The sequence below is a fragment of the Amycolatopsis sp. NPDC005961 genome, from assembly GCF_040629235.1.
Lineage (GTDB): Bacteria > Actinomycetota > Actinomycetes > Mycobacteriales > Pseudonocardiaceae > Amycolatopsis > Amycolatopsis camponoti.
Map to the genome: position 1 here is coordinate 1 of NZ_JBEXVF010000040.1, position 19,751 is coordinate 19,751.

General features: G+C 71.6%; 14 protein-coding genes and 1 pseudogene. 8 read left to right on the plus strand and 7 right to left on the minus strand.

Annotated features, from left to right (window positions below; translation table 11 throughout):
* From ABZ342_RS29995 to ABZ342_RS30005, 3 genes and pseudogenes are all read left to right on the plus strand, one after another.
* Window positions 1–133 (plus strand): annotated as a pseudogene (locus ABZ342_RS29995) (LysR family transcriptional regulator); the annotation flags it as partial.
* 270 nt (window positions 134–403) lie between these two features.
* Window positions 404–1,210, plus strand: coding sequence for a PadR family transcriptional regulator (locus ABZ342_RS30000; RefSeq protein ID WP_360479875.1), 807 nt, complete (start codon window positions 404–406; stop codon window positions 1,208–1,210).
* Window positions 1,211–1,272: 62 nt separating this feature from the next.
* The gene (locus ABZ342_RS30005) at window positions 1,273–2,304 is read left to right on the plus strand and encodes a class I SAM-dependent methyltransferase (RefSeq protein WP_360479878.1); all 1,032 of its coding nucleotides are present in this window, start codon (window positions 1,273–1,275) and stop codon (window positions 2,302–2,304) included.
* A gap of 1 nt (window position 2,305) precedes the next feature.
* Here ABZ342_RS30005 and ABZ342_RS30010 read toward each other — a convergent pair whose 3' ends face one another.
* The gene (locus tag ABZ342_RS30010) at window positions 2,306–3,625 is read right to left on the minus strand and encodes a M14 family zinc carboxypeptidase (protein WP_360479881.1); all 1,320 of its coding nucleotides are present in this window, start codon (window positions 3,623–3,625) and stop codon (window positions 2,306–2,308) included.
* Window positions 3,626–3,820: 195 nt separating this feature from the next.
* Here ABZ342_RS30010 and folP point away from each other — a divergent pair, with 195 nt between their 5' ends.
* Together folP and ABZ342_RS30020 are read left to right on the plus strand one after the other, a co-directional pair.
* On the plus strand, window positions 3,821–4,690 hold the full coding sequence (gene folP, locus ABZ342_RS30015; protein ID WP_360479884.1) for a dihydropteroate synthase: 870 nt from the start codon (window positions 3,821–3,823) through the stop codon (window positions 4,688–4,690).
* Window positions 4,687–5,427: a dihydrofolate reductase family protein gene (locus ABZ342_RS30020; RefSeq protein WP_360480084.1), complete on the plus strand. Its 741-nt coding sequence runs from the start codon at window positions 4,687–4,689 to the stop codon at window positions 5,425–5,427. The genes folP and ABZ342_RS30020 overlap by 4 nt, the downstream gene beginning before the upstream one ends.
* Before the next feature lie 40 nt (window positions 5,428–5,467).
* Here ABZ342_RS30020 and ABZ342_RS30025 read toward each other — a convergent pair whose 3' ends face one another.
* From ABZ342_RS30025 to ABZ342_RS30035, 3 genes are all read right to left on the minus strand, one after another.
* Window positions 5,468–10,942 carry a biotin carboxylase N-terminal domain-containing protein gene (locus ABZ342_RS30025; protein ID WP_360479887.1) on the minus strand — a complete coding sequence of 1,825 codons (5,475 nt, stop codon included), beginning with the start codon at window positions 10,940–10,942 and terminating at the stop codon, window positions 5,468–5,470.
* 306 nt (window positions 10,943–11,248) lie between these two features.
* Entirely contained in the window at window positions 11,249–11,488 is a 240-nt protein-coding gene (locus ABZ342_RS30030) for a hypothetical protein (protein ID WP_360479890.1), read from the minus strand.
* A gap of 95 nt (window positions 11,489–11,583) precedes the next feature.
* Window positions 11,584–13,794, minus strand: a complete 2,211-nt coding sequence (locus ABZ342_RS30035; RefSeq protein WP_360479892.1) for a hypothetical protein — start codon at window positions 13,792–13,794, stop codon at window positions 11,584–11,586.
* A 154-nt stretch (window positions 13,795–13,948) separates the two neighbouring features.
* Here ABZ342_RS30035 and ABZ342_RS30040 point away from each other — a divergent pair, with 154 nt between their 5' ends.
* The 3 genes from ABZ342_RS30040 to ABZ342_RS30050 all read left to right on the plus strand — a co-directional run bounded on the left by ABZ342_RS30040 (window position 13,949) and on the right by ABZ342_RS30050 (window position 16,792).
* On the plus strand, window positions 13,949–14,275 hold the full coding sequence (locus ABZ342_RS30040) for a hypothetical protein (protein WP_155543514.1): 327 nt from the start codon (window positions 13,949–13,951) through the stop codon (window positions 14,273–14,275).
* Window positions 14,276–14,389: 114 nt separating this feature from the next.
* Complete coding sequence (locus ABZ342_RS30045; RefSeq protein ID WP_360479895.1) at window positions 14,390–15,916, plus strand: CehA/McbA family metallohydrolase; 1,527 nt, start codon at window positions 14,390–14,392, stop codon at window positions 15,914–15,916.
* Window positions 15,917–16,003: 87 nt separating this feature from the next.
* Window positions 16,004–16,792: a hypothetical protein gene (locus tag ABZ342_RS30050; protein WP_360479898.1), complete on the plus strand. Its 789-nt coding sequence runs from the start codon at window positions 16,004–16,006 to the stop codon at window positions 16,790–16,792.
* 149 nt (window positions 16,793–16,941) lie between these two features.
* On the opposite strand, the gene ABZ342_RS30055 is transcribed toward ABZ342_RS30050, so the two are convergent.
* Genes ABZ342_RS30055 through ABZ342_RS30065 form a run of 3 tightly spaced genes read right to left on the minus strand, consistent with a single transcriptional unit; the run spans window position 16,942 to window position 19,653 of the window.
* The gene (locus ABZ342_RS30055; protein WP_360479901.1) at window positions 16,942–17,967 is read right to left on the minus strand and encodes an NAD(P)-dependent alcohol dehydrogenase; all 1,026 of its coding nucleotides are present in this window, start codon (window positions 17,965–17,967) and stop codon (window positions 16,942–16,944) included.
* The gene (locus tag ABZ342_RS30060) at window positions 17,964–18,638 is read right to left on the minus strand and encodes an iron-sulfur cluster assembly protein (protein ID WP_360479904.1); all 675 of its coding nucleotides are present in this window, start codon (window positions 18,636–18,638) and stop codon (window positions 17,964–17,966) included. Before ABZ342_RS30060 ends, ABZ342_RS30055 begins: the two co-directional genes overlap by 4 nt.
* Window position 18,639: 1 nt before the next feature.
* Window positions 18,640–19,653 carry an amidohydrolase family protein gene (locus ABZ342_RS30065; RefSeq protein WP_360479907.1) on the minus strand — a complete coding sequence of 338 codons (1,014 nt, stop codon included), beginning with the start codon at window positions 19,651–19,653 and terminating at the stop codon, window positions 18,640–18,642.
* Window positions 19,654–19,751 lie beyond the last annotated feature (98 nt).

Consider the following 19,751-nt stretch of genomic DNA (forward strand, 5'->3'; position numbering starts at 1 on the left):
CCGCCGGCTGGTGCCGGTCGCGGTGGCCGGGGTGGAGCTCGGCCGGGTGCTGCGGGCGGTGTGGCCGGCGGGGCGGCGGCTGGCCGGTCCGGCGGCGGAGCTGCTGACGCTGGCGGTCAAGTCCGGGGCTTGAGGGTCTGTCCTCGCGTCGGGTGGGTTGCCGTCGATCGGACGGCGATATATCGTCGTAGTGTCGGCGATACGGCGAGTGGAGGAGACGGTCATGGAGATGAGCGCGGGAGCGGGACGGATGTTCGGCGGTTTCGGGGGCGGCGGTGTGTTCGGTGGTCACGAGCCTGGTCACCACGTTCACGGCGGGTTCGGGCGTCCGGACCACGGCCACGGTGGGTTCGGGCGCCCGGGGCCCGGGGGTCCCTTCGGTCACCCGGACCACGGCCACGGTGTGCCGGAGCACCTGGACCATGGCCACGGTGTGCCGGGGCACCACGACAGCGGCGGGTTCGGGCGCCCGGGGCCCGGCGGTCCCTTCGGTCACCCGGATCACGACCGCGGCGAGCCGGGGCACGAGGACTGGGACGGCGGCCCCGAGCTGGCGCGCGGCGGTCCTCCGGGCGGCTTCCCGCCGCACCCACCTCACCCGCCGCAGCCGCCGGGGGCGCCGGGCGGCCCCGGCTTCCCGGGCCTTCCGGGTTTTCCCGGTGGCCCGGGGTCCTTCGGCGGGCCCGGTGGCTGGGGTGGCGGGGCCGGGCCGTTCCAGCGGGTGCGGGAGTTCCGCGGCGGTGGGCGCGGGCCGAGCCGTCCGGTGCGGCCGGCCGTGCTGGCGCTGCTCGCCGAGGAGCCGATGCACGGCTACCAGCTGATGCAGGAGATCCGCCGCCGCACCCACGACCGGTGGCGGCCCAGCCCGGGCTCGGTCTACCCGATCCTGCAGCAGCTGGAGGACGAAGGCCTGGTCCACACGGCCGAGACCGGTGGCCGCCGGGTCGCCGAGCTGACCGACGCCGGGCGGGAGCACGTCGCCGGGCGGGAAGCCGAGTTCGCCGCCCTGTGGGAAGAGCCCGAGGAGGAGCCGGGAGCGGACCGGTTCGCCGCGCTGTGGCACGCGCTGGGGGAGCTGTCCGGCGCGGCCGCGCAGGTGGGGTACAGCGGAACGGAAGCGCAGGTGGCCGAGGTGAAGAAGATCCTCGCCGACGCGCGCCGCCGGGTGTACGCGGTGCTCGCCGACGCCGGCCTGGAGGACGAGGACTGACCTGCCCCGCCGGTCGGATCGTCCACAGTGGACGGTCCGCCCGGCGGGTAAGCTCGGGCCGCATGGAGGAAAAGGACTTCGCGGCGCACCTGACCGCGACCATGACCGGCAGCGCGCTCACCATGCTGATCGGGGTCGGCCATCGCACCGGGCTCTTCGAAGCGGCCGTGCGCGGGCCCGCCACCAGCGATGAACTCGCCGAACGTGCCGGCCTTCACGAGCGGTACGTCCGTGAATGGCTCGGCGCGATGGTGACCGGGGGCATCTTCACCCTTGAGGCCGGCCGGTACACCTTCCCGTCCGAGCACGCGAAGTTGCTGCTCGGCGAGACCGCCGCCAACCTCATGCCGTCGCTGCTGACGCTCAGCGCCTTCACCGGCATCCTGCCCGACCTCGAACGCAGCTTCGCCGAAGGCGGCGGCGTCCCGCGGTCGGCCTACGGGCCCCATCTCGAAACCCTCGGCGCGAAGACCGGTGACAGCTGGAAGCACGTCTACCGCGAACACCTCGTCGACGGCTTCTTCGGCGCGGTCCCCGGCCTGAAAGAGCGGCTCACCGCCGGGGCGCGCGTGCTCGATCTGGGCTGCGGCACCGGGAACGCCATCGCCGTCGCCGCTCGCGCGTTCCCCGCCTCGCGGTTCACCGGCGTGGACATCAACGCGAGCGTCGTCGAGCAGGCGCGCGAGACCTCGAAAGACCTGCCGAACGTCGAGTTCGCCGTCAGGGATGCCGCCGAGCTGGCCGGCGACTACGACGTCATCACCGCCTTCGACGCCATCCACGACCAGGACCGGCCGGACGTCGTGCTGCGCCGGATCCGCGGTGCGCTGCACGATGACGGCCTGTTCTTCATGGTAGACACCAACTTCTCCAGCGACGTCGCGAAGAACGTCGGCAACCCGCTGGCCGCGCTGTGCTACTCGATCAGCCTGATGTACTGCACGACGACGTCGCTGGCCGAGGGCGGCGCCGCGCTCGGGGCGATGTGGGGCACCGAGACCGCGCGGGACATGCTCGCGGACGCGGGGTTCCGGCACGTCGACGTGCTCGGTTCCCCGCGTCCGCAGAACTGCATCTACGCCTGCCGGCCGTGACTCACTGCTGGTACGGCGCCGCCGCGGCCTTCGCGGCCGTCACCAGCGCGCCCTTGTTCTTCGGCCAGAACGTGCTGTCGACGCAGGTGTAGCGGGGGAGGAAGCCGCCGCAGGTGCCGCTCGAGCCGCCGACCTCGAACGTCACGCTGGCGACACCCAGTTCGCCGTAGGTGAAGTCGTCGGTGGTGCCGCTCGTGTCGTAACCGACGGTCTCCTCGTTGGTGCCGACGAGGTAGCCGTTCGACGCCGAGTACTTCGCGCCGAGCCTGCGGTACTGCGCGTCGTTCGGCGACGTGGCCTGGGTGAAGCCCCACGGGATGATGATGTCGTTGCCGTAGCTGTGCAGCGTGATCATCGTGCCCTTGGCGGTCGACGGCGCGGGGTCGTTGTTCCCGGTGCCGCGCTGGTCCGGGAAGATCGCGCGGGCCAGCTTCTCCAGGGCCTGCGTCTCCGGCTCGGAGCCGGCGCTCACGCCCTGGTAGGTCTCGGAGCACGCCGAGTTGGAGTCGCCGCCCCACTTGAACGTCGAGTTGCGGTTGAGGTCGACGCCGATGTTCGTGCCGGAGCAGCCGCCGCGGGTGTTGTTCGCGTTCTTGCGCTGCAGCTTCGGCGAGTTGCCGCCCGAAGCGACGATGTCGACGCCGTCCGGGTTGGAGATCGGCACCACCCACACCTCGGTCGTGTCCAGAATGGACTTCGCGGTGGCGTCGGTGGCGTAGCCGTCGGCGAGGTAGTCGATCCAGCGCCAGGCCAGCTCGCCGGTCGACAGCTCGCGGGCGTGGATCTGGGCCATCAGGAAGAACTTCGGCTTCTTCGACGTCGTCGAGAGCGTGCAGTCGCCGGTCTGCTTCTTGGTGAGGCAGATGGCCTGGACGTCGTGACCGCCCTGGCCCTGGGCCTTCTTCCACGACTGCCCGATCGTGTACTTCGTGGCGAGGTCGGGGTGCGCGGCGGCGACGGCGGTCAGGTGGTTCTCGTGCGCGGTGACGGTGCGGTACCCGCCGTAGAAGGTGTCGGCCGCCAGGGAGTTCGCCTGCGCCGGGAGTTCCTTGTAGACGGTGTCGAAGAACGACGGCCGGTAACCGAGGGCCCGCAACCGGTTCGCGACGGCCTGCCCGCCGACGACGCTGACCGTGCCCGCGTCACCCTCTTCGACGTCGAACCCGGCCGCGGCCAGTGCGTGGGCCTGGGCGGCGGTCGCCGGGACGCGCCAGAACACGGGGGTGTCGGCGGGCTGCGCGGCCGCGGTGCCGCCGAGCAGCGCGGACAGCACGACACCGGTCGCCGCCAGTGCGAGCCGGGACAGGGACCTTGACGCCATCGGGGGATCTCCTCACGTACGCACGGATGGAGTTCCGGCCCGGGGCTCTCGGTCACCGGACCGGCACGCACAGTGTGTCGGTCCGGGACAAACGCGCCATACCCCCGAAAGTCGCGAAACCGGTCGCGGCGGACCCCGGACGACCGTCCTCACTATGCTCGGAAGGGGCCAGATCCGATCTTGAACGGAGTGCGCATGCCGATCCACGACCTCGTCTTCCGGGGGCGACGGCTCACCAGCGACCACGCGCTGGTCATGGCGATCGTCAACCGGACGCCGGACTCGTTCTACGACAACGGCGTGACGTACGAGGAAGACCGGGCGCGGGCGGCCGTCGGCAAGGCGATCGAGGACGGCGCCGCGGTGATCGACATCGGCGGCGTGCCCGCCAGCCCGGGCCCCGAGGTCACCGTCGCGGAGGAGATCAGCCGCGTCGTCCCGACCGTGGAGTGGATCCGGGCGGCGTTCCCGGACGTCGTGATCAGCGTCGACACCTACCGCGCCGAGGTCGCCGACGCCGTCTGCCGGGTCGGCGCGGACCTGATCAACGACAACTGGGCCGCCTACGAGCCGGAGATCCTCGACGTCGCCGCCGAGCACGGCGCCGGGTACATCTGCGCCCACGTCGACGGCCTCGACCCGCGCACCGACCCGATCAAGCCGCAGTACGACGACGTCGTCGCGTCGGTCGTGGCGGACACCACCGAGCTGGCCGAACGGGCGGTCGCGAAGGGCGTCCCGCGCGAGGGGATCATGATCGACCCCTGCATCGACTTCTCGAAGAACACCTACCAGTCCCTGGAGATCCTGCGGAACGTCGACAAGCTGGTCGCGACCGGGTGGCCGGTGCTGATGGCGTTGTCCAACAAGGGAGTGGTGGGCGAGACGCTCGACGTCGCCATGGACGACCGGGTCACCGGCACGCTCGCGGCCACCGCGCTCGCGGCCGCGCAGGGCGCCGCGATGTTCCGCGCGCACCAGGTGCGCGAGACACGGCACACGGTCGAGATGATCGCGAGCATCATCGGTACCCGCCCGCCGAAGAACGCGGTGCGGTGGCTGTGATCCGGCAGATCTGGCCGCCCGAAGCCGGTCGCGAACTCGACACCGGCGACCTCGAAGCCCTCTACCGCTTCCCCGACGTCGCGAAGTGGCTGGTCGTCAACTTCGTGTCGAGCACGGACGGCGCGATCACCGTCGCCGGCCGGTCGCGCCCGCTGTCGACCGCCCCCGACCGGGTCGTGTTCAAGCTGGGCAGCGACCTCGCCGACGTCGTCCTGCTCGGCGCCGGGACCGCGGTGATCGAGGAGTTCGACGGCGTCCACCCGGACGCGGAGACCGCGGACCGCCGCCGCCGGCACGGGCTCGAGCCGATCCCGCCGATCGCGGTCGTCACCACCGGCCGCAGCCTGCCGCCGGACTCGCCGGTGCTCACCCGGGCCGCGGTGCCGACGATCGTCCTGACCTGCGAGCGAGCGCCGGCGGACCTGCGCGCTGCCTGGGTGGCCGCGGGGGCCGAGGTGATCGTCGCGGGGGAGGACGCGGTGGCGCTCGACGTCGCCGTGGCCGCGCTGACCGAGCGCGGCCTGCGGCGGATCGACTGCGAAGGCGGTCCGAAGCTGTTCGCGTCACTGGCCGAAGCGGGCCTGGTCGACGAGTTCCGGCTGACCGTCGCGCCCTACCTCGTGGCGGGCACGGCGGACCGCGCCGCGGTCGGCGGCGCGTTCGACCCGCTTCGGCTGGAGCTGGCCACGGTCCTGAGCGACGGCGCGAGCCTGCTGACGCGCTACCTGGTGCCGTGACGGACCGGGGCCGGTCACCGCGGTGACCGGCCCCGGGACGCTACTTCTTCAGCCCGTGCTCGATGGCCTCGATGATCCGCGGCCGCAGCTCGGCCGTGCTGATGATCGCGTCCACCGAGCCGACCTCGACGGCACGCTGGATGCTGTGCACCTTGTCGAACTCCGCCGCGATCTCGCTGACCTTCTCCGCGCGGACCGACGACTGGACCTCCGCGAGCTTGGCGCTCAACGCCGCGCGGGACGGCGCGTCGGCCCCCGCGACCTGCGTCTGGAGCTCGGTCACCCGCGGGTCGTTCGCCGTGCGCTTGGCCACCTCGCCGGCGAACACCACCGCCGCGGCCGGGGCGCCGCCCAGCACCGAGGCGAACGAGCCCTCCAGCGCCAGCACCGTCATGTTCGGGTTGAGCGCCTTGGAGAACACCACGAACGCGCCGCCGTGGTAGCGCGAGATCACGGTGAACACGATCGGGCCCTCGAAGTTGACGATCGCCCGGCCGATCTCCGCGCCGTACTCCAGCTGGAGCTTCCGCAGTGACTCCGGCGAGCCGTCGAACCCGGAGAGGTTCGCCAGCACGACCAGCGGCCGGTTGCCGGACGCCGCGTTGATCGCCCGCGCCGTCTTCTTCGACGACCGCGGGAACAGCGTGCCCGCGGTGTAGGTGTCCGGCCCGTCGGTGGGAGGGAAGCCGCGGCGGGGCACCGAACGCGACTCGATGCCGACCAGGCAGACCGGGCGGCCGCCGATGTGCACGTCCTGCACCGCCGCCGTGTCGGCGTCGGCCATGCCCGCCCAGCGTTCCAGCACCGGGTGGTCCTGGTCCGACAGCGCGCGCATCACCGTCCGGATGTCGAACGGCTTCTTGCGGTCCGGGTTGTGCTCGGCCGAGAAGATCTCCCCGACCGTCCGGAAGTCGCTTTCGGTGATCGCGTGCGGGAACGGCGAAACGTCGCGGTCGACCGGGTCGTTCGTGCCCACCTTCCGCGGCCCGGCCTCGCCCGGGACGACGTAGGTGTGGTCGTAGTGCGACATCAGCACCGCGCGGGCGGCCGGCAGGTTCGGCGCCCAGTACTGCGCCTGGCCGTTCGGGCCCATGACGCGGTCGTAGCCGCCGATGCCGAAGTTGTCCTCCGCCGACACGCCGCCGGAGAAGTCCAGCGCCTGCTTGCCGGTCAGCACCATCGCCGAGTCCGGCGTCATGATGAGGACGCCCTTGGTGTGCATGAGCATCGTGGCTTCGGCGTTCCAGTACGGCTGGGCGCCGACGTTGATGCCGTTGACCACGATGTTGATCTCGCCGCCGTCCTGGGTGAACGTGACGATCCGCTTGAGCGCCGCGGCGACCCAGTCCATGTTCTCGGTGCCCGAGGACATCGAGATCCGTGCACCCGACGACAGCGCGAACCACTCCAGCGGCACCTGCATCCGCTCGGCGAGGTCGAGCGCCGCGATGACGCGGGAGCACTCCGGCTCCGACAACGCGCCGAGCGACTTCGTCGGGTCGCCGAGCAGCACGACACGGGTGACGCCCTCGGGGTGCCGCTCGGTCGGGGTCGTGACGACGCCCGCGATGATCGCCGCGGAGTTCTTGCCCTTGGGCCGGTCGACCGGGACCAGCGCGCCCGCCTCGAGGTCGTGCTCGACGAACGTGCCGTCCGCCCCGGCGAGCAGGCCGGTCAGCTCGTACGGGTAGACCGTGCCGCGGCGCGCGGCGCGCAGCACCTTCAGCCGGTAGTCGTCGTGCGGCTGCACCGGCTCGGTCGACGGCGGCCCGACGTGCAGCCGTGCGCCGTGCCCGGGGTCGAAGGTGATCCGGACGGCGAGCTCGGCCAGCTTGCCCGCGTCGGTGCGCCGGCGGGCCAGGAACTGCACCTCTTCCAGCCCGGCGCCGACGGAGGTCGGCAGGATGCGCTGGACGAGCGTGTTCAGCTCGTCGGTGGTCAGCTCCGTCTGCGGCCAGACGTACATCATGATCCGGTTGGTGTCGAACCGCTTGTTCTGCGGCCGCTGCGCCTGGATGTTGCGGATCGCGTCGAGGCAGGCGGTGACCGCGTCCTCGAGCGCGGGCAGGGCGACCAGCCGGCCGTCGGCTTCGCGCAGCGGCGTCAGGTCGCGGACCTGGCCCATCGCGATCAGCCGCTCGTCGGCCGGGTTGCTCTTCGCCACGGCCTTGAAGAGGTAGATCTCCTCGTCCGCCGACGGCAGCCGGGTGAGGTCGAACTCGCGCAGCCGCTCCAGCTGCAGCCGCTGCGCGATCTGCGGGTGCAGGCCGCGGATCAGCCGGTCCTCGGTGAAGGCAGTCGAGCCACTGTCGTCGCGCCGGAAGGTGAAGTGGTGGTGCATCACCGCGCCGCCGGTGCCGGCCACGGTGACCACGATCCGGCGCACGCTCGCCGGCACCCCGTGCTCGGCCAGCAGCGCGCCGAGCCGCTCGGCCGTCGCGTCGACGTCCGGCTGGTCCTCCCAGCGCAGGTACAGGTCGGCGACCACGCCGTCGGTGGCCACCTCGCCGAGCGCGCGCAGCGCGTCGGGCAGGGCGGTGAAGTCGACGGCCGTGGTGACCAGCGGCAGCGCGCCGTCCGGGGTGTTCAGCTCGGCGGTCAGCCACCGGGAGCCGCCCGCGTCCCGCACGGTGACGCCGGTCAGCCTGCGGTTGCCGTAGTAGCGGCGCGTCAGCACTTCCAGCAGCGGCGCGTGGTCGCGGCCCGGCCGCCCGATCCGCTGCCCGATCAGCCGGACGAGCGGCTGCGAGCCGGTGATCATGGCCTGGATCCGCTCGGCGCGGTCGGCGGCGTCCGGGTGCTGGTCGAGGTAGCGCAGCTCGGTGCGGACGGCGGCGTACACCTCGGCGCGGTGGCGGCGCAGCAGCGGCTGGGCGAACCAGCGGAACACCACACCGCGGGCCAGGTCGGACACCGCGGGGAAGCGCACCTGCGTGGCTTCGACCAGGTGCTCCAGGGCCAGCCCGGCGCGGTCGCTCAGCGACTCCGCCGGCTGCGCCCCGGCCAGCCACAGCCGCAGCACCTCGGAGACGACGGCGACGTCGGCCGAAGTCCGTTGCTGCGCCAGGAAGATCCGGAAGACCGCGGACTCCAGCTCGGGGGTGCGCTCCAGGTCGGTGACACCGTAGTGGCCGAGCACCTTGGCCAGCTTGGCCTGGAAGCCTTCGCTGACGCCCGCGCGCTCGACGTCGAGGCTCTGCAGGTAGCTGTGGAAGAACTCGCGCGGGCTGTGCACCGCGCCGTTCGGCACGGTGTCCTCGCCGCCCGGGGTGTTGCGGCTCAGCTCGGACAGGTCGGCGAAGACGGTGAGCAGCTCCAGCTCGCCTTCGACCGGACGGCCGTCCAGCTCGGCGCGCGCGGCGACGTAGGCCGACAGGACGCGCTTGCGCTCCGACGGGTCGACGTCGAAGCCGAGCAGCAGGCTGCGCAGGTCCTGGAGACCGCGCTCGACGCGGTCGGCCGCGGAGACGTCCGCCGCCTCCGCCGGCAGCTCGATCTCGACGGTCTCGGTCTCCTCGGCGACCTCGTCGCCGGCGCCGTCGGCCACCGGCTCCAGGCGCATCAGCGGCGCACCGGTCTCGACCTGGCTGCCGACCGACACCGGGCATTCACGGACGCGGGCGCGGAACGGCGCGCGCAGCACCGTCTCCATCTTCATGCTCTCCAGCACGAGGATCGGCGCGTTCGCCTCGACCTCGTCGCCGACCGACAGCGGCGTCGCGACCACCAGCGCGGGCGCGGGGGAGCGGACGACACCGCCTTCGTCCCGGCTGACGCGGTGGGTGATGCCGTCGACCTCGACGAGGTGGATCGGGCCGTGCGTGGCCGCCACGAAGCGGAACCCCTGCCCGTTGACCCGGATCCGGCCGCTGTGGGCGTCGAAGCGGTCGATCTCGACGTCGGCGTGGTGCACCTCCGACGTCCCGGCCGAAACGCCGACGCGGAAGCGCTTCTGGCCGATGCGCGCGACGCTGACGCGGTAGCCGACGCCGCGGAGCTTGAGGTCGAGCGGGCGGCCGGTCTCGTGCTGGACCTGCGGGCGGCCACCGTGCGCGGTGGACAGCAGCCGCCGGACGGAGACCTCTTCCTCGTCCTCGTAGGCCTCGATGGCGGCCGCGGCGAGCGCGACGGCGGAGTGCCGGTGGGTGACCAGGCGGCCTTCGGCGCGGACGCGGTCGATCCAGCCGGTGTCGGCGCTCGCGTCGATGACCTCGGGCTGGTCGAGCAGGTCGAGCACGAAGCTCTTGTTGGTCGCGCCGCCCTCGATGATCACGGTGGTTTCGGCCATCGCGCGGCGGAGGCGGCCGAGCGCCTCGTCGCGGTCGCGGCCGTAGGCGATGATCTTGGCGATCATCGAGTCGAAGTCGGCGGGGATGGTGTCGCCCTCGCTGACGCCGGTGTCGACGCGGATGCCCGGGCCGGCGGGCAGCGCCAGCCGCGCGATGCGGCCGGGGGAGGGGGCGAAGTCGCGGTCGGGGTCCTCGGCGTTGAGCCGGGCTTCGACGGCGTGGCCCAGCTCGGCGGGCTGGTCGCCTTCGAGCTTGCCGCCGCCGGCGACGTGCAGCTGCAGCTTGACCAGGTCGGTGCCGGTGGTGATCTCGGTGATCGGGTGCTCGACCTGCAGGCGGGTGTTGACCTCGAGGAAGGCGAACAGCTTCTCGCCGGGGTGGTAGAGGAACTCGACGGTGCACGCGCCGCGGTAGCCGACGGCGACCGCGAGCCGTTCGGCCGACGTCTTCAGCTCGGCGGTCTGCGCCGGGTCGAGGACCGGCGACGCGGACTCCTCGATGATCTTCTGGTTGCGCCGCTGCACCGAGCAGTCGCGGACGCCGAGCGCCCACGCCGTCGCGCCGTCGGAGATCACCTGGACCTCGACGTGGCGGGCGCCGGTGACCAGGCGCTCGAGGAACACGACGCCGGAACCGAACGCGCGCAGGGCTTCCTGGCTGGTGCGCTCGTAGGCGTCGGCGAGGTCCTCGCCGGAGGCGACCATGCGGATGCCGCGCCCGCCGCCGCCCGCGGTCGCCTTGAGCATCAGCGGGTAGCCGATCCGGTCGCCGGCCTTCAGCGCGTCTTCGAGGGTGGCGACCTCGCCGCGGCTCCACGGCGCGACCGGCACGCCGACCTCTTCGGCGATCAGCTTCGCGCCGATCTTGTCGCCGAGCTTGCGCATCGCGTCCGCGCTCGGGCCGACGAAGGTGATGCCGATCTTCTCGCACAGCTCGGCGAAGGCCGGGTCTTCGGCGACGAAGCCCCAGCCGACCCACGCGGCGTCCGCCTTCGTCTCGACCAGGGCCTTTTCGAGCTTGGCCAGGTCGAGGTACGGGCGGGCCGACGCCGGACCGAGGTCGTAGGCCAGGTCGGCCTCACGGACGAAGGTGGCCGTGCGGTCCGCGTCGGTGTAGAGGGCGACCGTCTCGATCCGCGTCCCGGTTTCCGCCGACAGATCCCGGACGGCGTGGATGAGCCGCATCGCGGCCTCTCCGCGGTTGACGATGGCGACACGATTGAACACCGGCTGAGCCTCCCAAGTACCCACGCACAGAAGGCGACGCACCTGTTCCGGGGCGTCGCCTGCACCTGTCTCTACCCTGCTGGATTACCGCCGGGTAGACCAATGTCCGCCATGGCGCATGCCAAGGCGGCTGCGTTGTGGGAACCCCACAAAAAGCGACCCGCGCCACACCGCCGGGGCCGGATTTCTCGCGAGGACTGCCACAAAGCACGGTGCGCAGCTTACGGCGGGAACAAGTAGGGGAACATCCGGTGATGCGGAAGTACGGGACCCCTGTTCGCCCGGACGCGGCTCGGGGCCGGTGGGTCAGGAGGCCAGGAGGACGTCCGACTCCAGCACCTGGCTCAGCTCCCGCTGCTCCGCTTCCGACAGCGGCACGGCGGCGACGCTGCAGCGGCCGTCCGGGCCCGGGGCCGTCGTGATGGCCAGCACCGGCCGCCCGTCGATTTCGCGGAGGGTCACCCGGCCGCCGCAGGCCAGGTCGACGCTGACCCCGGGTCGGTCACGATGCCTGCCCAGCCAGCGGCTGACGAAGTCGAAGGTCATCGCGGTCTCCCCTCGGAAAGCACTCCCTGTGCAGCACAGGTGTCACCCGTTAATGCCCCGGATACACCGGGTTCACACCCCGTCCGGCGGAAAAGTCAGCGCGGACCCGCCGCAGCCATCACGGATTTCGCGGCGTCCGGCCAGTTTCCGCCGGTCACGACGGTGTTGTCGCTGAGGACGACGTTCGTGCCGAGGTTCTTGACGACCGTGTTGTCGGTGAAGTTGCCGTGGATCCGGATGTCGTGGATGGTCGGCGTCCACATGCCGGTCCAGCGGCCGGTCTCGTTGCTCACGACGTTGCCGTAGGTGTTCCAGTACGAGCTTCCCTCGTCGTGGTAGAGCATGTTGTTGTTGTGCGGGGCGGTGTGCACCCAGTTGCCCGCGGTGACCGATTCGGTGGTGCCGTCCTGCCCGCCGAGGGTGTAGATCGGGCCGCCGTCGAGCAGCGTGCGCATCACGTCGTGGATGTCGTTGCCGAGGATCCGGTTGTCGCGGGAGTAGATCGTGCCGCGGCGGCAGGCCGTCAACCCCTGCTTGGCCTGCAGTTCGCACGGGGACGCCCAGCCCCAGCCCCAGCCGAGCGAGATGCCCGAATACGGCGTTCCGGCGATCGCGTTGTGCTCGATCGTGGTCCGCCTGCCGTGGCCGGCCCAGATCCCGACGGCGTCGTGGTAGTCCTGGCCCGGCGTCGTGATCGTGTTGTCGGCGATCGTCGTGTCCAGCGTCATCCGTGCCGGGTCGGTGAGGTAGTAGTCGTCGACCTCGCCGGACGCGATCGCGCCGGCGCTGGTGTCGGTGAAGTGGTTGCGGGTGACGCGGGCGTCCTGGGTGCCGTCGGCGAGGGCCAGTCCGACGCCGCCGAGCCCGCGGAACGTGCTGCCGGTGACGGAGATCCCGCGTCCGCGGTGGATCTCCAGTGCGGCGGGTGGCCGGATCGGCGCGTGCGGAGCGGCGGCCGCCCACTGCACGCCGGCCTGGTTGTCGACGTAGCCGTCGCGCGACGGCAGGGTCCACGTCGTCCCGGTGAAGGTGAGGCCGTCGAAGCTCAGGTCCCGCACCGGGCGGACCGCGTCCGGCGTGACGACGAAGGCGTCGACGAGGAACGGCCGGTCACCCGCGCTGATCAGGGTCACGGTGTGCCGGCCCTTCGGCAGGTCCCGGACCGAGTAGACGACCTGCTGCGCGAGCCGGACGTCGCCGGCTTCGGTGTGCGGCTTTCCGTCGGGCCGTCCGTCGACGGTCGCGGTGAACGCGCCCTGGCCGGTGTTCGTCTCGGCCAGGACGTCCAGCCCGGTGCCGGTGAAGGAGTAGCTGACTGAGGCTCCCGGGGTGGACGTGACGTGGACGCCGTCCTGGTAGTCGCCGACCTGGCGGTTCGCGGACGTCGTCCAGGCGCCGCGGTAGGTCGCGGTGTCGTCGTCGACCGGCGCGAGGTGGCCGGGCGTGCCCGACGCTCTCACGAGGGTCTCGAGCAGCGGCAGCTCGACGTCGGCCTTCGCCATGTCCTGGCCCGGCAACGGGATGTAGGACAGGCTCCCGGCGCTCTTGTCGAGGTACCACTGGCCGGGCCTGGTGAGCAGCTCGTAGGCGTTCTCGACCCAGCTGACGCCGTCGAGCTTGGGGAGCCCGTTGCCGTTGAAGGGGAACTGCCGGTTGACGACCGCGGTGTTGTTGTTCCGCCAGCACTCCGGCTGCACGGTGAGCGCGGATCCGGTGCCGTCACGGCTGATCGAAGCCAGCGGGCAGCGCATCTGCTTCCACTTGTTCTCCTGGACGACCTCGACGCCCGTCTGGTTCGTCAACGCGGCGAAGGACGGGTCGGGGGTGCTGAACCCGGTCGCGGTGACCGTGAACGTCGCGGGGGAGAGCGCGGTGCGGGCGCGTTCGGCGCGGGCGCCGTCGACGAACAGCTGCCGGGTGTCGGTGTCCGCGGGGACCGCGGCGGTGTAGATGTCGCGGGCCGCGTCGGTCTTCGTGAACCCGGTGACGCGGCGGGCGCCGGTCAGCACGGGCGTTTCACCGGGAGCGGCCCGGAAGGCGATCTTCGCGTCGGTCCGCGGCACTTCGAGCGTCTTCGTCAGGCGGTAGGTGCCGCCGCGGAGGAGGACCGTGACGTCGCCGCGTTCGCGCGCCAGCAGCCGGGAAGCGCTTTCCAGAGCGCACGGCCGATGCCACGCGCACGCCGTGCCGTGGCCGTCCGGGGCCACGACCAAGGTACGTCCGGGAGTCGCGTCCGCCGGTGCCGTGAGCGTGACGGCGGCCAGGAGGGCCGCACCCAGGGCCGTGACCAGTCTTCCGATCCGCATGACTCGTGACGCTGGCAGCTCATACATCAGATGTCAACGCGGCTGAGTGGCGCTCTGGTGCGTCGACGTGCGGAAATCATGAGTAGACGTCGGATGAATGTGCCGGTGAGCGGTATGAAGAACCGGCCGGCTTGCCCTGCGCCATGATGGCCGGATGAAACTCGGGCAGCTGGCGTCGACCGCGCGGGACCTGTTCACGGCGAAGCTCGTCTACGGCGATCCGGTCGAGCGTGACGGGACCGTCGTGATCCCGGCCGCGACCGTCTTCGGCGGTGGGGGCGGCGGCGCGGGTGACACGGACGCGCTGCCGGTGCGGGAAGGTGCCGGGTTCGGCGTGGTCGCCCGGCCGGCCGGGGCGTTCGTCGTCCGGGGTGGCGCCGTGACCTGGGTGCCCGCCGTCGACGTCACGCGGCTCGGGCTGGCCGCCGCCGTCACCGTCGTAGCCCTCGCCGGGATTCTCGCCCGGCGCGCCAAAGCTTGACCGGACACTGCCTGACCGGAGTCTGCCGCTGCGCGCCGAAAGTTCACCGCCGGTTCTTGTCGGCGTTCGCGTTGCTCCCCTAGCGTCGGAGCGTCTTTCGATGCGGAGGTACGCATGAGTTCTGGGGACTTGAGCCGGCGCGCGCTGCTGCGCGCGAGCGGCGTGGCGGCGGCCGGGGCGGCTGGGGCGGCCTTGGGGATGCTGCCCGGCGTCGCGTTCGCCGACCAGCCGGGCGGCACCGGCAGCCAGACCCGGACGGTCACCGGCACCCTGAAACCGGACGTGCCGGACTGGTACTACCTGCCCGTCGACGTCCCGCGCGGGGTGCGCCAGATCGACGTCGTCTACTCCTACGACAAGCCCCAGGTGCCCGCCGGGACCCGCGGGAACGCCTGCGACATCGGCATGTTCGGCCCGGAAGGCCACGAGCTGGGCAACGCGCGCGGCTTCCGCGGCTGGTCCGGCGGCTTCCGCGACCGGTTCTCGATCAGCGCGTCCGAGGCGACGCCCGGCTACCTCGCCGGCCCGATCGAGCCGGGCCGGTGGCACGTCATCCTCGGGCCGTACACCGTCGCGCCGCAGGGCCTGAACTACAAAGTGGACATCACGCTCACCTTCGGGCCGGACGCGGCGCCGTTCGTGCCGAAGCCCGCGCCGGAGTCCGCGCCGGCCCGCGAGCGCGGCCGCGCCTGGTACCGCGGCGACGGCCACCTGCACACCGTCCACTCCGACGGCCGCCGCACCCCGGACCAGCTGGTCGCCGACGCGCGTGCCGCCGGCCTCGACTTCATCGTCTCCACGGACCACAACACGTCCAGCTCGCAGCTCGTCTGGGGCCAGTACGCCACCGACGACCTGCTGATCCTCAACGGCGAAGAGGTGACGACGCGGTCCGGGCACTGGCCCGCGATCGGCCTGCCCGCCGGCACGTGGATCGACTGGCGCTACCGGGCCGCCGATCCGCAGGACTTCCGCCGCTTCACCGACCAGGTGCACCGCGCAGGCGGCCTGGTCACCGCGGCGCACCCGTTCGCGAACTGCTTCGGCTGCACCTACGAGTTCGCGTACGAGATCGCCGACCTCGTCGAGGTGTGGAACGGGCCGTGGACCCAGGACGACGAGGCGAGCGTCATCCACTGGGACGGCCTGCTGCGCGGCGGCCGGTTCATCCCGGCCATCGGCGACTCCGACGCGCACAACCCGGACCAGCGCGTCGCGCTGCCGCACACCGTGGTGCTCGCGGACCGGTTGCGCCGCAAGGAACTCCTGGAGGGCCTGAAGGCCGGACGGTCGTGGCTGGCGGAGTCGTCGGCGGTCCAGCTGGACTTCACGGTGTCCGGCGGCGGCCGCACGGCGGGGATCGGCGAGCGGCTCCCGGCGGGCACCGGGACGCCGGTGACGGTGCGCGCGGCGGTCGGCGGCGTCCCGGGGACGACGGTGACGTTCCTCGACCAGCTGGGGCCGGAGCACACGGAGACGATCGGCGACTCGGGAGCGGCCACGGTGACGTGGACGACGTACCCGCGTTATTCGCGGTGGGTGCGCGTCGAGGTCCGTCGCCCGTCCGGAGGCCCGAACACCACCCAGCCGAACGCGATGGTGGCGATGTCCAACCCGATCTTCCTCGGCGCCGCCCATTGAACCTCCGCCCGGCGCCCCGCGTCCTGCCTTTGGCAGACTGAGGCGAACGGGTGAAGGCGAGGCAGAGTGCGCGGGTGTGGCCTGAAGGTGGCCCTCTTCCTGGGGGCGGTCGTGGTACTGACCGCGGGGGTCGTCGTGGCGGTGGTGCTGACGCGCAGCCCGGTGCGGACGCCGGGCTGCACGGTGGCCGTGGCCGGGCAGAACGGGTACACGTTCACGCCGGAGCAGATGGACAACGCCGCCCGGATCGCGGCCGTCGGGACCAAGCTGGGACTGCCGCCGCACGCGGTCACGGTCGCGCTGGCCACGGCGTTGCAGGAGTCCAAGCTGCAGAACCTCGAGGGCGGTGACCGCGACTCGGTCGGGCTGTTCCAGCAACGGCCCAGCCAGGGCTGGGGCACGGTCACGCAGCTGCGCGACCCGGTCTACGCCGCGACGGCGTTCTACGAGAAGCTCGAGAAGCTGCCCGGCTGGGAGACGCTGCCGGTCACCGAGGCGGCCCAGGAGATCCAGCGCTCGGGCGTCCCGGACGCGTACGCGCAGTGGGAGCCGCAGTCCCGCGCGATGGCGGCGGCGTTCACCGGCCAGTTCCCGGCCACGCTGACCTGCCGCAACCTGACGTTGGCGCCGCCCGGCGACCTGGCGGCCGCCGCCACCGAAGAGCTGGGCACGGCCAAGCTGAGCGGAGCCCACCCGGCGGCGCAGGGGTGGACGTACGCGAGCTGGCTGGTCGGCCGCGCGGAGGCGCTGGGCGTCGACAAGGTGAGCTTCGCCGGCCAGACCTGGACGGCGGAGTCCGGCGCCTGGGCCCCGGACTCCGCCGCCGGCCCGGACCTGTCCCTGCACCAGGCCCCACCACCCCAGCCAAGCCCGTGATCGGAGGGGCATCACGCGTGTCCGGAGGGGCATCACGCGTGATTGGGGAGGCATCACGGTGATGCCCGCCCAGACACGGCTGATGCCCGCTCAATCACACGTGATGCCCGGCTGATCACGGGTGATGCCCCTCCGAACACGCCTTCCGGTCAGGGGACCAGGATCGCTCGGCCGCGGATGCGTCCGGCGTCGAGGTCGTCCAGGGCCTCCTGGAAGTCGTCCAGCGAGTAGCGGGCCGTGTGGAGCTTCACGCGGCCCTGTGCGGCCAGCACCATCAGCTCGCACAGGTCGTTGTACGACCCCACCAGGTTGCCGATCAGGTTGATCTCCGTCGAGATGACGTCGATCGTCGGGACGTCGATGTTCTCGCCGTAGCCGACGACGTGGTAGTCGCCCGCCCGCCGCAGCATCGCGATCCCGTCGCGCGTCGCGCCGCCCTCGCCGACGAAGTCGATCACCGTCTCGGCGCCGTTCCCGCCGGTCAGGTCGAGCACCCGCGAGACCTGGGAGCCGTCGCCGACCACGCCGTGGTCCGCGCCGATCGACACCGCCAGCTTCACCGCCTCCGGGTTGCGGTCCACGACGATCAGCTCGGCCGCCGAGATCGCCTTGAGCACCTGGATGCCGATGTGCCCGAGCCCGCCCGCGCCGATGACGACGCACTTGTCGCCCGGACGCAGGCGCCGCGCCGCCTTCGCCGCCGCGTGGTACGCCGTCAGCCCGGCGTCCGCCAGCGCCGCGACGTCCGCCGGCTCCAGCGAGTCGTCGATCTTCACGACACTGCGCGCGGACGTCTTGAGGTACTCGGCGTAGCCGCCCGCGGTGTCGATGCCGGGGAACTGCGACTGCGTGCAGTGGACGTCGTCGCCGAAGCGGCACGCCCGGCACAGCCCGCACGTGATCAGCGGGTGGACGATCACCTTGTCGCTCTCGGCGACGTTCGTGACCGCACTGCCGACCGCGTGTACCCAGCCCGCGTTCTCGTGCCCGATCGTGTAGGGCAGCGTGACGCCGGACTTCTCCTTCCACTGCCCTTCCAGGATGTGCAGGTCGGTGCGGCACACGCCCGCGCCGCCGATCTTCACGATGACGTCGAACGGGCCGGTGACCGCCGGCTCCGGGACGTCGGTCATCCGCAACGGCTCGTCGTACCCGACGACCTGGACCGCCTTCATGCTGAAACCTCCACAGTGGACTCGGGGTAACGGGTGCGGAGCAGCCCGCGGCAGAAGTGCGAGTTGCCTTCGATCGAGATGCGGACCGACCGGGCGAACCGCAGCCGCAGCGGGATTTCCTCGCGGGGGAACGGGGTTCCGTCGTGATCGACGAGCACCGGGGAGGAAGGACCGGACGGAAGCCCGAGCGCTTCCCGCCGCCGCAGCAGTGCCGCGGCGGCGGGAACGTCCGGCAGGTCCGCGAGGGTGACGTCGTGCAGGTCGACGTGCTCGTCCGCGCGCAGCAGCACCGTCAGCGCGCGTTCCATCGCCGCCTGGTGCGCCTTGCGCCGGAACGTCAGCCGCAGCTCCTCGAGGTCTTCCTCGGCCTCGTGGCCGAACGTCCCGCGGTAGCCGGCGTCCGCGGCGAGCCCGCGGTTGATGAGATCGGAGTCGTGGTGGTCGTCGAGCTCCACCACGACCTCCGACGTCCACGGCAGCGCGGTCAGCACGTCCTTGGCGTCCGACGCCATGAGGTAGGCGAAGTTCGGCGCGCAGAACGACGTCGGCAGTCGCAAGTGGACGGTCACCCGCCCGCCGTCGACGTCGAGCGACTTGACGAAGCCGAGGTCGGTGATGGGCTCGTCGAGCTCCGGGTCGAGAACCGCGTCCAGCGCGGTGTAGGCGTCCACGTCACGCCACCGACACGGCCTGGGTCTCGATCGGCGCGAGCTGCAGCTCCGCCGGCACCGGGATGTCGTACATCGCCGCCGCGTTGAGGCCGAGGATCTTCTTCTTCTGGTCGACCGTCAGCGGTGCGTACTCCGGCAGGTCTTCCGGGATCTGGAAGTCGACGAACCGCTCGATCAGCCACTTCGGCGTCCAGATCGCGTAGTCGCTGGAGAACTGGATGCGGTCTTCGTCGAGCCAGTACAGCAGCTCGCCGATGATCTGCGCGAAGTACTTCGGCCGGGTGTGGATGAACGGCATCGCGACGGCGAGGCCCGCGTGGACGTTCGGCTCCTGCGTCGCGATCCAGCAGAAGTCCTCCAGCCGCGGCAGTCCGCAGTGCTCGACGACGAAGTTGAGGTCGGTGAAGTCGGTGGCCACGTGGTCGACGTCGGCGACGTCGAAGGCGTCGCGGTCCAGCGGGCGGATCGTCGGTCCCTTGTGGACGTGGATGTTCTTGATGCCCAGCTCCTGGCAGGCCTCGAAGTACTTGTACGTCCACTTGTCGTCGAGCTTGTACCCGCGCGAGTCGCCCTGCCACTCGGCGGTGTAGAGCTTGACGCCCTTGAGGCCGAAGCGCTCGGCGTCGCGCTTGAGCTGGTCCAGCCCGGCCTGTTCGAGCCGCGGGTCGAAATTGTGGTTGTACGTGAGCTTGTCGGGGTGCTTCTGCTGGAGGGCGAAGGCTTCCTCGGTCTGCCCGAAGCCGTTGTTGTAGAACGCGCCGAGGTGGGCGGGCTGGAAGATCGCGTGGTCGACGTACCCGTCGTCGAACAGGTCCTTCATCAGCCGCTCGCCGCCCTGGTAGAGGTAGTCCTCGTACGGCCAGACCTCGGACTCGGGGCTGAGGTTGCGGTGGTAGTCGTAGAAGCAGTCGATGAACTGCTTGCCGTGGATGTTGCGCTGGTTCTCCGGCCGTGCGTCCCAGAGCGCCACGTGGGCATCCACGATGAAGTACGTCTCGCCGTCCTTGCTGTACATCCGGGTCCTCCACGTCGTCGTGTGTTGCTGGGACGGTAGGGACGTCGGCGCTGGTCAGGGACCCTTCGCGTGTCTCGATATGAGACAGCGCGCACTCC